Annotated in this window: 11 protein-coding genes and 1 pseudogene; 4 read left to right on the top strand and 8 right to left on the bottom strand. The window is 73.8% G+C overall.

Annotated features, from left to right (window positions below; all coding sequences use genetic code 11):
• Positions 1–40 precede the first annotated feature (40 nt).
• The gene (locus ABZ078_RS00670; protein WP_356570260.1) at positions 41–214 is read left to right on the top strand and encodes a hypothetical protein; all 174 of its coding nucleotides are present in this window, start codon (positions 41–43) and stop codon (positions 212–214) included.
• A gap of 90 nt (positions 215–304) precedes the next feature.
• Here ABZ078_RS00670 and ABZ078_RS00665 read toward each other — a convergent pair whose 3' ends face one another.
• The 5 genes from ABZ078_RS00665 to ABZ078_RS00645 form a co-directional block, all read right to left on the bottom strand.
• Entirely contained in the window at positions 305–742 is a 438-nt protein-coding gene (locus ABZ078_RS00665) for a PTS fructose transporter subunit IIA (RefSeq protein ID WP_356570259.1), read from the bottom strand.
• On the bottom strand, positions 735–1,334 hold the full coding sequence (gene dhaL / locus ABZ078_RS00660; RefSeq protein WP_356570258.1) for a dihydroxyacetone kinase subunit DhaL: 600 nt from the start codon (positions 1,332–1,334) through the stop codon (positions 735–737). Before dhaL ends, ABZ078_RS00665 begins: the two co-directional genes overlap by 8 nt.
• Before the next feature lie 56 nt (positions 1,335–1,390).
• Positions 1,391–2,383, bottom strand: coding sequence for a dihydroxyacetone kinase subunit DhaK (gene dhaK / locus ABZ078_RS00655; RefSeq protein ID WP_356570257.1), 993 nt, complete (start codon positions 2,381–2,383; stop codon positions 1,391–1,393).
• Positions 2,384–2,666: 283 nt separating this feature from the next.
• The gene (locus ABZ078_RS00650; protein WP_356570256.1) at positions 2,667–4,238 is read right to left on the bottom strand and encodes an amidohydrolase; all 1,572 of its coding nucleotides are present in this window, start codon (positions 4,236–4,238) and stop codon (positions 2,667–2,669) included.
• A gap of 56 nt (positions 4,239–4,294) precedes the next feature.
• Positions 4,295–5,737, bottom strand: a complete 1,443-nt coding sequence (locus ABZ078_RS00645; protein ID WP_356570465.1) for an APC family permease — start codon at positions 5,735–5,737, stop codon at positions 4,295–4,297.
• A gap of 226 nt (positions 5,738–5,963) precedes the next feature.
• Between ABZ078_RS00645 and ABZ078_RS00640 the strand changes: the two genes are divergently transcribed.
• Positions 5,964–6,581 carry a TetR/AcrR family transcriptional regulator C-terminal domain-containing protein gene (locus tag ABZ078_RS00640; RefSeq protein ID WP_356570255.1) on the top strand — a complete coding sequence of 206 codons (618 nt, stop codon included), beginning with the start codon at positions 5,964–5,966 and terminating at the stop codon, positions 6,579–6,581.
• Positions 6,582–6,951: 370 nt separating this feature from the next.
• Here ABZ078_RS00640 and ABZ078_RS00635 read toward each other — a convergent pair whose 3' ends face one another.
• The 3 genes from ABZ078_RS00635 to ABZ078_RS00625 are packed head-to-tail and all read right to left on the bottom strand — an operon-like array spanning position 6,952 to position 10,129.
• Positions 6,952–8,964: an FtsX-like permease family protein gene (locus tag ABZ078_RS00635; RefSeq protein WP_356570254.1), complete on the bottom strand. Its 2,013-nt coding sequence runs from the start codon at positions 8,962–8,964 to the stop codon at positions 6,952–6,954.
• Between the two features lie 27 nt (positions 8,965–8,991).
• Positions 8,992–9,714: an ABC transporter ATP-binding protein gene (locus tag ABZ078_RS00630; RefSeq protein ID WP_356570253.1), complete on the bottom strand. Its 723-nt coding sequence runs from the start codon at positions 9,712–9,714 to the stop codon at positions 8,992–8,994.
• Between the two features lie 25 nt (positions 9,715–9,739).
• A complete protein-coding gene (locus tag ABZ078_RS00625; RefSeq protein ID WP_356570252.1) occupies positions 9,740–10,129 on the bottom strand; it encodes a DUF4333 domain-containing protein in 390 nt (129 codons plus the stop codon).
• 192 nt (positions 10,130–10,321) lie between these two features.
• Between ABZ078_RS00625 and ABZ078_RS00620 the strand changes: the two genes are divergently transcribed.
• Positions 10,322–11,488, top strand: coding sequence for a histidine kinase (locus ABZ078_RS00620; RefSeq protein WP_356570251.1), 1,167 nt, complete (start codon positions 10,322–10,324; stop codon positions 11,486–11,488).
• A gap of 5 nt (positions 11,489–11,493) precedes the next feature.
• Positions 11,494–11,938: pseudogene (locus ABZ078_RS00615) on the top strand (carboxylesterase family protein); the annotation flags it as partial.
• Between the last annotated feature and the right edge of the window lie 73 nt (positions 11,939–12,011).

Raw genomic sequence — 12,011 nt, 5'->3', positions numbered from 1 at the left:
GTCAGGCCGCCGACCAGCCGTCGTCGACCGGCGGGAGCCGATGGAGCAGGTACTCGACCATGAGCCGGCGGTGGCGGAACGCATGCCGGCCGGACCCGACCGCGCGACCGACCTGCGCACCGCCGACACCCCCTCCGACCCGGCGACGGCACGGGCCGAGCTGATGGCGACGCTGCGTTCGGCGCTGGGCGTGGTGGGGGAAGGAGGTGCGTAAGGGAGGGACGGCGACGTGCGTGGCTGAAACCCGGGAGCACCGCCAAGGGACCGGCGGCGCGCGAACCGGCAGGGGAAACGCCGGCCCGCCTCACACCTTCCGGTACGTGTACGCCTCCGCGGCCGCCGCCTCCACCGTCGGCAGATCGGCGCCGGTCGCCGCCGTGACGACCGCGGCGACGGCGCCCTCGACGAACGGGGCGTCCACCAGGCGTGTGCCGTCCGGCAGTTCGTCGCCCTCCGTGAGCAGGGCCTTCACGGTGAGGACCGCGCTGCCGAGGTCGGTGAGCACCGCGACCCCGGCGCCGCGGTCCACGGAGGCGGCCGCCGCGGCGATCAGCTCGGCGCTGGTGCCGAGGCCGCCCGCCTCCGTGCCGCCCGCCGCGGCCACCGGCACGGCCGTACCGCCGCCCGCGAGCCCCTGTGCCAGCTCGGCCACCGACGCCGCCACCTGCGCGCTGTGCGAGACCAGCACGATGCCGACGAGCCGCTCGCCCGCCCCCTCGCCGCTCACCCTCGTCTCACTCACCGTCGGCCTCCGCCAGGCCCGCGATCAGCAGCGCCGAGGACGTGGCACCGGGATCCTGGTGCCCGATGCTGCGCTCCCCGAGATAACTCGCCCGCCCCTTGCGGGCCTGCAACGGAGTCGTGGCCAGGGCGCCCTCCTCGGCGGCGGCCCGTGCCGCGGCGAAGCCCTCCCCGAGGGCGTCCACGGCCGGCACCAGCGCGTCGATCATGGTCTTGTCGCCCGGCGCCGCACCCCCGAGCGTCATGACCGCGTCCACCCCCGCCCGCAGTGCCTGGGCGAACTGCTCCTCGCTCACCTCGCCGGCGTCCCCGAGGGCCTTGCCGGTCCGGCGCAGCAGCGTCCCGTACAGCGGCCCCGACGCCCCGCCGACCGTCGAGATGAGCTGCCGCCCGGCGAGTGTGAGGATCGCGCCGGGCGTCTGCGGGGCCTCCTTCTCCAGCACCGTGGTGACGGCGTGGAACCCGCGTTGCAGATTGCTGCCGTGGTCGGCGTCGCCGATGGGCGAGTCGAGGGCGGTGAGCCGTTCCGCCTCACGGTCGACGGCAGCGGCGGTCACCGTCATCCAACGGCGGAAGAAATCGGCGTCGAGCACTGGAACTCCTTGCGTGGTCGGTACGTTGACACCTCGGCGTCGCCGGTCGCGATGTCCTACATGCCCCAGCGCAGCCCCGGCGTCCGCACCGGCGCGTTCCACAGCCGCAGCGACTCCTCGTCGACCTGGCACAGGGTGACCGAGGCGCCGGCCATGTCCAGCGAGGTGACGTAGTTGCCGACGAGGGTGTGGGCGACGGCGACACCGCGCTCGGTGAGCACGCGCTGGACCTCGGCGTTGAAGCCGTACAGCTCCAACAGCGGTGTGCCGCCCATGCCGTTGACGAGGACGAGGACCGGGTTGCGCGGGGTCATGTCGTCCAGGACGGCGCTCACCGCGAAGTCGGCGATCTCGCCCGACGTCATCATCGCCCGCCGCTCCCGGCCGGGTTCGCCGTGGATGCCGATGCCCAACTCCAGTTCGCCGGGCGGCAGATCGAAGGTGGGGGTGCCCTTGGCGGGCGTGGTGCAGGCGCTGAGGGCGACGCCGAAGCTGCGGGAGTTCTCGTTGACCTGCCGCGCGATCGCCTCCACCCGCTCCAGCGGCTGACCCTCGTCGGCCGCGGCGCCCGCGATCTTCTCCACGAAGAGAGTCGCGCCCGTGCCGCGCCGCCCGGCCGTGTAGAGGCTGTCGGTGACCGCCACGTCGTCGTTGACGAGGACCTTGGCGACCTGGATGCCCTCGTCCTCGGCGAGCTCGGCCGCCATGTCGAAGTTCAGGACGTCACCCGTGTAGTTCTTGACGATGAACAGCACGCCCGCCCCGCTGTCCACCGCGGCCGCGGCCCGCAGCATCTGGTCGGGCACCGGCGAGGTGAACACCTCGCCCGGACAGGCCGCCGACAGCATCCCCGGACCGACGAAACCACCGTGCAGCGGCTCGTGCCCCGATCCGCCACCGGAGATGAGCGCGACCTTCCCCGCCACGGGGGCGTCCCGGCGCACGATCACCCGGTTCTCCACATCGACGACCAGCTCGGGATGCGCGGCCGCCATACCGCGCAGCGCGTCCGCGACCACGGTCTCCGCGACGTTGATCAGCATCTTCATGGGTACCTCCCGGTGAGGCGGGCAGATGGCTCGTGATCTGCGTTTCAGCAGGTGGGGCTGGGTCGGTCCGGTAGGTCGATCCTATGGTCCGCGGCGGTCGGAGGCGGTGTCGGACGGAAACTCTGCTGTCGGCAGTATCGACCTTGTGACAGCCGAGGTCACGTGGGCGGCCGCTCCTGGGCGTGCCCGGTCAGCGTGCGGCTGCCCACCGCACGCATCGAATCGGGCCTGACCGTCACCACGTCGACGGTGAGGGCAACCTCCCCATGGCCGCGGCGCCTTGTCACGTGTCGCGGTGCACGATGTGCCCGCCGGTCACGGTGAGGCGTACGGGGGCGTCGGCGACCTCATCGGCGGGGGCCTCGACGGGATCGAGGTGCAGCGCGGTGAGGTCGGCACGGTGACCCACGGCGACGCGCCCGGCGACGGCCCCCTCGCCGGCCGCGAGGGCCGCGTGTGTGGTGCAGCCCTCCAGAGCCTGCAGTCCGGTGAGCCCGGCCCGCGCGGACGCCGCTCCTCGGGGCGCGCGGGCGGTGGCCAGGACGGCCCGGGCGTCGTAGTGGGCGATCGGCCAGTCCGAGCCCAGCGCGACCACCGCGCCCGCGTCGCGCAGGTCCCGCAGGCGCCAGGCCCGCGAGGCACGGTCCTCGCCCAGCCGCAGGGACCACTCGTCGGAGCGGTCCGCCCGGGTGTAGGCGGTGTGCGGGGGCTGCATGGAGGCGATGACGCCGAGCCGGGCGAACCGCGCCACGGTGTCGTCGGGCGCCGACTCGATGTGCTCCACGCGGTGGGTGAGCCGTGCGCCCGGACCGAGTGCCTCCACGGTGTCGAGTACGTGACGCACGGCCGCGTCCCCGATCGCGTGGGTCGCGGTCCGCACCCCGGCCCGGTGCAGGAAGCGCACGGCGGCGCCGTACGCGGACGGGTCGGGCCAGAAGGCCCCCGTGCCCTGGCCGTGGCAGTCCGGGTGCTCCAGCCAGGCCGTGCCGCCCTCGACGGTGCCGTCCATGAAGAACTTCACGCCGCCGACGCGCCAGTGCCGCCCGCCGCGGCCCTGCAGCGCGACGAGTTCCTCCAGTGCCTCCTTGTCGGCGCCCGGCATGCACCAGGGCGCGAAGCGCAGCCGCAACGGCAGGACCGTCTCCCGCGCCACGGCGTCGAGGAGGTCGGGGTCGCCGCCGTCCATGACATGGGCGCCGGTGAGACCGGTGGCCGCCATGGCGGACAGCAACTGCACCAGCCGGAGCCGCCGTTCGCCGTACGACGGCCGGGGCATGACGGCCGCGACCAGGTCCATCGCGGCGTGCTCCACCAGATGGCCGGTCAGGCGCCCGTCGGAGTCGGTCGCGAGGTGGGAGCGCTGTGCGAACGTCCGGGGCCCGGTGACCCCGGCCGCCTTCAGCGCCGCGCCGGTGACGAGGGCGGAGTGTCCGTCGTACAGCCGCAGGAAGGCCGGCGCCCCGTACAGGACGTCCTCGATCAGGGCCCGGTCCACCGGGCGTCCGCCGAACACGTTGTGGTCCAGGCCGAAGCCGATGACCCATCCGTCGGTCCGTTGCGCGCAGGCGAGCGCCGATCGCAGCCCGTCGAGGTCGTGGACGGTGGACAGGTCGAGCCCGGTGGTCATGTCCAGGCCCCACACGGGATGGCTGTGGCAGTCCACCAGCCCGGGCACGAGACAGGCGCCGCCCAGATCCACGACCTCGGTGCCCGCCCCACGCCATGCGCGGACCTCGCTCTCGTCACCGACGGCCGCGATCAGCCCGTCGCGTACCGCGACCGCGGAGGCTCGGGGGCGACCCGGGCCGAGCGTGCGGACGCGGGCGCCGGTGAGGAGAAGGTCGGCGGTGGGCATGCGGGGGTGCTCCTTGGTGTCGGTGCGGGGGCGTATGGGTGGGGGCGTGGGTGTGGTCACCCGGCAGACGTCAGGGCATGGCTGCCGTCACTGCCGTCGTCCTCGGGCTCGGCGGCGAAGTGGGCGTACACGCCGGGCCGGTGGCGGCGCAGCCACCACGCGAGCGCCAGCCCGGTGAGGAAGACGGCCGGGACGGTGGCCGTGAGCACGGTGTTCACCGTCGCGGAGGCACCGGTGAACTGGTCGAGGTGCCGGACGACCAGCACGATCGCGGCGGCCAGGAGCACCGCCGCGACGACGGGGGCCACGATCGTGCGCCAGACGCCCTCGCGGTGCCGGATGCGCCGGAAGTACAGCGGTACGGCCAGCGCGGCCAGCAACTGCAGCGTCAGCAGACCCAGCATGCCGGGGGTGTTGACCCACAGCAGCAGCTGCCCGTACGGGTCGGCCCCCGCCGCCGCGAAGGCGAGGACGACGACGGCACCGGCGACGGTCTGGGCGATGCCGACGAGGTACGGGGAGCCGTGTCGCGGATGGACCCGGGCCAGCGCCTTGGGGAGGACGCCTTCCTCGGCGAGGGCGAGGCCGTAGCGGTTGATGGCGTTGTGGAAGGCCAGCAGGGACGCCAGGACGCTGGTGATGATCAGGACGTGCATCGTGTCGGCCGCCCATGCGCCGACGTACGTCGTGATGGCGGTGAAGAACAGCCCCGCGGGGTCGCTGCCGGCGGCCGCGAGGACCTCCGCGTCGCCGAACGCCTGGATCGCCGTCCACACGACGAACGCGTAGAACAGGCCGAGGAAGGCGACCGCGATGTACGTGGCACGCGGCACCGTGCGCTGGGGGTCACGGGCCTCGCGGCGGTAGATCACGGTCGACTCGAAGCCGGTGAACGCGGCGAACGCGAAGGCCAGTACCACCGCCATGCCGGGCACCAGCACGTTGCCGGGGGCGAACGACGCCAGGGACAGGCCGCGGGCGCCGCCCTTGACGAGCACCCCGACGGCCAGCAGTACGAGGATGGCGGTCTCGGCGACGAGCAGGACGCCGAGGACCTTGGCGCCGAAGTCGATCGACCGGTAGCCGCCGTAGCCGATGAGCAGCAGGCCCACGAGCGAGACGGGCAGCCACGGGATGTCCGCACCGGTGAGGGCGTGGACGGTGTCCTGGGTGGCGGTGCCGAGGAGGCCGTAGACGCCGATATCCATGCCGTTGTAACCGACCAGGGCGAGCAGCGCGGCGCCCACGCCGGCCGCGCGGCCGAGCCCGCGGGTGATGTACGCGTAGAAGGCGCCGCCGCCCCGGACATGGCGGCTCATCGTGGTGAACCCGACGGCGAAGACCGCGAGGGTGACGCCGGCGAGCAGGTAGCCGACGGGGGCGCCGATCCCGCCGAGCAGGATGGCGAGCGGGGCGACTCCGGCCATGACGGTGAGCGGGGCGGCTGCGGAGACGACGAAGAAGGCGATGTCGGCGGTGCCGAGCGAGCCGGAGCGCAGGGCGGGCGCGGGCGCGGAGGCGGCGGCCGGGGTGCTGTCGGCGGGGCCCCGGCCGGGGCTCGGGCTGGGACTGGTCACGGGCACGGGAAAGCCCTTCTGGCTGCGTGAGGGACGAGGGGGCGGGCGTGCGGGATGTCCGGCGCCCGTAAATCTAAAGGCTTTCGGTTTTCGCAATGTAACCTCCTCTTCAGACGACTGGGAAGACCCTTGAGGGGGAGCACAGGACATGGGACGGCCGCGCACGCCGCTGCTCGACCGGGAGCGCATCACCAGCACCGCGCTCGAACTCGTCGATGCCCAGGGGGAGTTCAGCGTTCCGCAAATCGCGCGCCGGCTCGGGGTGCAGACCGGCTCGGTGTATCACCACGTGGACGGGCGGGACGGCATCGTCGAGCTGCTGCGCGAGCGGGTGGCGGAGGGCATCGACGCGGCGGCCCTGGAGCTCCGGCCCTGGGACACCGCGCTCGAGGCATGGGCCCGCTCCTACCGGGCGGCCTTCGCCGCGCACCCGCGAGCGATCCCCCTGCTCATGACGAGCCCGGTGCGGGCACCTCGCGTCCTCGAACAGTACGAGCGGGCCGTCGCCCTCCTCCTCGACGCGGGCTTCACCGCGGCCGACGTCATGCCGGTCATCGTCGCCCTGGAGAACGTCGTCCTCGGCTCGGCCCTGGACCTCGCCGCTCCCGAGGCCATGTGGGAGATCGCCGACGACACGGCCACCCCCCGGCTCGCCGAGGCGCTGGACGCCGTCGGAGAGCACCGCGCCGACCGAGCCTTCGAGCTGGCTCTGGAGGGCTTCCTCGCCCATGTGCGCCACCGGCTGCGGGCGCGGGAGGGCGCATAGGGTTCGTCGGCCGTCCGGCACCTGGGGAGCGGGCGAGGCCCGAACTGCCGTGTCGGGCCCGAGGCTGACGCCCCGCCCGGTACCTCGGCCTGAAGCCCGGGCAGTGGTCCGGTGACCACCACCCGGGCCCGGCATCCGCCGCCCCCCCGTCCCCACGGGCGCGACGGGCGCGGGGCGCTGCCGCTTCAGCGCCCCCACCCGGTGGCCGTCCCGGCAGGCGGCCACCAGGTGACGTCGACGCGCGAGAGCGGCCGGTCCAGTCACGGCGGCAGCCGCCACGCACGGTCGCCGAGCAGGACGTGGGTGGCGGTCGTCCGGCGCACCTCGACGAGCGTGCGCAGTCGGCGGCCTCAGGTCGCCGGCCGGCCTGTCAGTCGGCGGACTGCGTCGGGTTGGTCGTCACCCTGCGCAGCAGCGGCTTGCTGCCGGCGATCGCGGCGAACATCGCCAGCGCTCCGACGGTCACGCAAAGGGTCAGCTGGAGCGCGCCGGCGCTGTTGACGGTGGCGCCGGCCGCCTTGTTGAGCTGGTAGCCGCCGAAGACGCCCATCGCGGTGGTGCCGCCGGCCAGGGCGACCAGGGGCAGGACCGTCTCACGGACCCGTGCCCGGTCCAGGACCTTCAGCGGGGTGCCGGACAGTCGCAGCAGGCCGTAGACGCGGCGTCGGTCGAGGACGCTCGCGGCGGCGGTCAATCCGGCGGAGGCCGTGGCCACGAGGAAGCTCAGAATCAGCGTGGCCGTGCTGACCGTGGCGATACGGTCGCCGATGGTGTCGTCCGAGGCGGACACGTAGTCCTGCGAGACCGGGAAGCGGCCCTCGCCGACGGGCGTCAGGGCCGTGATGGCGGTGTCGATCTGCTCGGGACCACCGGAGACCCGCGCGACCACACCGGTGCTGCCGAGCAGCACGGTGTTCTGGAAGTCGTCCTCGCCCACGGTGCTGACGGTCGCCTCGACGCCCGCCCGGTCCAGCAGCGTACGGGCCTCGGCGGCCGTGTGCCGGGCGTGGGCGCCGCCGTCGGTGAGCACCGCGACCTGGTCGGGGTGCTCGGGGAAGCCGGTGCCCAGCTGGCTGACGGAGAAGAACCCGGCGACGAAGCCGGCCAGCACCAGGCCGCTGACGGTGCGCCAGGCGCCGCGCGGGTCGTCGCTGAGCCGGCGAGCGGCCAGCAGCGTCGCCGGACGGCGGGCGAAGCGGCCCGCGATCCGGCCCAGCCGGTCCACGACCCACGGACCGAACAGCCAGAACGCCCCGTAGAAGAGAGCCAGCAGCACGATCATCTGACGGTTCGTCAGCTGGCCGTTCGTGCTCAGCAGGATGTAGCCGAGGGCCACGGCGAACAGCACGAGCCGGATCAGACGCGTACGGCGCGGGTTGGCCTGCTGGGCGACGCCGAGGGGCGAGGTGGCCACCTGGCGCAGCATCGTCACCGCGCTGACCGTGAGGAGGACGGTGACCCCCAGCACCACTGCCGCGAGCCACGGCAGTCCGACCCACAGCTCACTGGTGTACCAGGTGCCGATGCCGTAGGGGATCTCGGCGAGGGCGGGCAGCAGCGCCGCATAGGCGAGGGCACCCGTGAGGGCGCCGGCGGCGCCCACGGCCGCCGCCTCGGCCGCGGTCATCGCGAGGATCTGGCGCGGAGTGGCCCCGGCCAGCCGCAGCGCGGCGAGCCGCTGTTCGCGCCGGGCCGCCCCCAGCCGTCCTGCGGCGGCGGCCAGCACGACGACGGGCACCACCAGCAGCACCGCGCCGAGCACCGCCATCTGCTGGTCGGCGCCCGTGAACATGCTCGGCTTGGAGCCGGCGAACCCGGTGATCCCGGCGCGGGCGGTCTGGCCCTCGTCGTACCAGTTGCCGCCATCGGCGGACGCGGAGACCGCAGGGTCGCCGGGGGCGCGTCCGATGACGGCGACCAGTTCGTCGGGAGAGGCGAGACCGGCGGCGCCGATCGTCCCGTACGACCTCACCTTCGGGAAACGGTCCGCGAGTTGGTGCGCGGGCAGCTTGTGCAACTGCTCGGCCAGGGCGGGGGAGACGTACACCTCCCCCTTCCTCGGGAACGTGCTCAGGCCGGGCGGCGCCGGGGTGGGCTCCCGGTGCGGGCGCTGGGCGAGGTTGACGACGGTGACGGGCTGGTGGCGCACGTACGTCGTGGTCGTGGCCTGGACGGCGGTCGCCGACTTGGCGGGCACCGCGTCGGGGACGCGCCAGGCGGTGCGGTCGGCGCGGGCGCCGGAGCCGAGGCAGGCGGCGATCATCACCAGCATCACGAACGCGCCGGCGGCGGCGGCTCCGGCTGCCAGCAACTGGCTCTGCAGGCCGCGGCGGCCGGAGGACCGGGCCAGATGCCAGGTCAGGGGCAGGACGGGGGAACGCATCGAAGTCTCCGGTGGCGTCGCGGTCGGTCAGGCGACCGTGTACTGGTGGTAGCTGCTGATCCGGCCGTCCCGGACCTGAAGGACGCGGTCGCAGTGGGCGGCGACGTCCGCGTCGTGGGTCACCATGACCAGGGCGGCGCCCTGCTCGCGGGTGACGGAGGTGAGGAGCCGCACGACCTCGGCGCTGGTGTTCTGGTCCAGGGCGCCGGTCGGCTCGTCGGCGAAGACCACGTCCGGCTCGATCACCAGGGCGCGGGCGATGGCGACCCGCTGCGCCTGTCCGCCGGAGAGCTGACCGGGGCGGCGCTTGTCCAGGCCGTCCAGGCCGAGCGGCGCGAACCAGCGGCGGGCGCGTTCGACGGCCTGCCTGCGGGGCATGCCCTCCAGCATCAGCGGCAGGGCGACGTTCTCCTCGGCGGGCAGTTCGGGCAGCAGCTGCCCGAACTGGAAGACGAAGCCGAACCGCTTGCGGCGCAGGGCACTGAGCCGGTTCTCGCCGAGGTCGTCGATGCGCCCCAGGCCTTCCGCCGGGGGGACCCCCCGCTCGCTTCGCTCGCCGCGCAGCAGCACCTGGCCGCCGTCGGGGCGGATGATCCCGGCGAGGGTGTGCAGCAGGGTGGACTTGCCGGATCCGGACGGGCCCATGATGGCCAGCGAGTCGCGGTCGCCGACCTCGACATCGACGCCGGCCAGGGCGGTGGTGGAGCCGTACTTCTTGACGAGGCCGTATCCGGCCAGGACGGTGCTCATGACTGGGTGTGCTCCCGAGTGGGTGTCAGCGCTCGAACTTCCAGGTGACCCGCGGCTTCGCGGGGTCTCCCTCGACCTTGATCACCTCGACCGGGATGGAGATCCGCTCGCCGTCGCCACGCGCCGTGCACGTCTGCGTCGTACCGACCACCGCCTTCAGATGGACCGGGCACGACACGTCGTCGATGTCCGTCCCGACCCACGGCAGCGGGTGATACCAGCCCTGGATACGGGCCTCCAGGATGGTCTTCGCGACCGCCGGGTGGCCGTCCACCTTCACATAGAGCTCGCGCGGGATGGGGTCGACGGTGGTGTGCTGCACGTCCTTGGCGGCGAGGAGCCAGGTGGCGAGACCGACCGCGGTGGCCACGACGGTCACGCCGCCTACGGCACCGACGAGGAAACCGCGCTGCATGTCGTACTCCTGGGGATCGGTTCATGGTCGTGTCGACGATCTGGATGATCTAGCAGAGGAAGTGGCTCCACTCTCGCCCCGAGGCCCGGGCGCGCGCCTCGGCCGTTCGGCCAGAGCCCGCGGCCCGCCACCGGGCCGCCCTCGGCCGTTCGGCCGATCACGCCGCCGGCGGTCGGACATACGGTGACCATCATGAGATCCGTTTCCCCCCAGGGCTGCGCGCGGGGCTTCGGCCTCGGCATCCTGCTCGCCGCGTCCGCGGTCGACCTGGCGTACGCCGACAGCGGCGGCCTCGGCATGCCACCGGTCGCCGTGCTCCTGGCCGCAGGGCTCGCCGCCGTGCTGTGGCCGGCCCGGCGGCGCCCGCGATGGCTCACCGTACCGGTGCGTACCACCGTGCCCGCACTGTGCTCGCTGCTGTACTGCGCCGCCACGCTGCTGGCCCGCGGCGACGCACCGTTCGGCCCGGGCGAGGCGATCATCCTGCTGTGCCTGCTGTTCGTCGCCGTACGGCACGCCCCGCCGCGCTGGGCGCCGGTGTGCGCGTTCCTGGACGCCGGCGCCCTGCTCGCCCTGCCGGTGCGCTTCTTCGGGCCCGGGACGGACGAGTTCGTCGTGCCGCTGCTGCTGGTCGGGCTCGTCCTGATCGGCCTCGTCGGCGGGCTCGCCGGCTACCTGCGCTCGATGGACTACCGCCGTACCCTCGCCGTCGGTGAGACGCGCCGCGCCGAACGGCTGGCCATCGCCGCCGACCTGCACGACTTCGTCGCCCACCATGTCACCGGCATCCTCGTACAGACCCAGATGGCCCGCATGATGGCCGCCTCCCGGCCGGACGAGCTGGACCCGGTCCTGGCGGGCATCGAACGCGCGGCGACGGAGGCCCTGGCATCGATGCGGCGCACGGTCGGCGTGCTGCGGGAGACGGACGAGACGGAGTCGGCCGAGCGCCGCCCGGTGGGCGACCTGGCCGGCATCGAGGACCTGGTCGACGGCTTCGCCGGCCCGCACCAGCGGGTCGCCCTGCGCCGCGACCCGACGGTGTCCGACGACCTGCCGCACGAGGTGCAGGCGGCCGCCTTCCGGGTCGTGCAGGAGGCCCTGACCAACGTACGGCGGCACGCGGCCGACGCCACGGAGGTCACCGTCTGCCTGCGGCACGACGGCAGCCGGTTGGAGGTGTCGGTGACGGACGACGGCCGCGGCGGCACCCAGCTCCCGGACGCCGCCCGCGGCGGTGGCTTCGGCCTGGTCGGGCTGAAGGAGCGGGTGACCACGCTCGGCGGCGAGCTGCGCGTGGGGCCGCGCGCCGACATCGGTTGGGAGGTCCGGGCCCTCCTGCCGACAGGCAAGCCCTGACCCGCCACGCCGGCGGTCCCGGGTACGACGTCCAGCACCTCGCACGGGCCGGTGACCTGGTCGTCGTGTCCTTCAACTACCGTGTCGGCATCGAGGGGTTCGCCTGTATCGAAGGGGCGCCCGCGAACAGGGGCCTGCTGGACCAGGTCGCCGCGCTGGAGTGGGTGCGGGACAACATCGCGGCGTTCGGCGGGGACCCCGGGCAGGTCACGGTCTTCGGGGAGTCGGCGGAGGCGGGCCTGCCCTCGACGGCCGCCGCCCTGTCCGCGGTCGACCCGCGCCAACTCCCTTCGGCGAGTGAGGCGTTGACCGGCAGGATGCGGCGGTACGAGGACAGGTGGAGCCGGGCCGCCCCGCCGTCCCGATCTTCTCGCCGGTCGTGACGGCGACGTGCTGGCGTGCACTCCCTGGCAGGCGCTGGCGGCGGGCGCGGCCCGGGACGTGGAACTGCACCTACGGCGTACGACAGCGAGCGCAGGCAGACGCACGTGCTGGACGTGGAGCCGGAGGTGCGGTCGCACCC

This window comes from Streptomyces sp. NPDC006385 (genome assembly GCF_040612485.1).
In the GTDB taxonomy this organism is placed as follows: domain Bacteria; phylum Actinomycetota; class Actinomycetes; order Streptomycetales; family Streptomycetaceae; genus Streptomyces.
The sequence above is the reverse complement of the archived record's forward strand: the minus strand, read 5'-3'. Positions and strand labels throughout refer to the sequence as shown.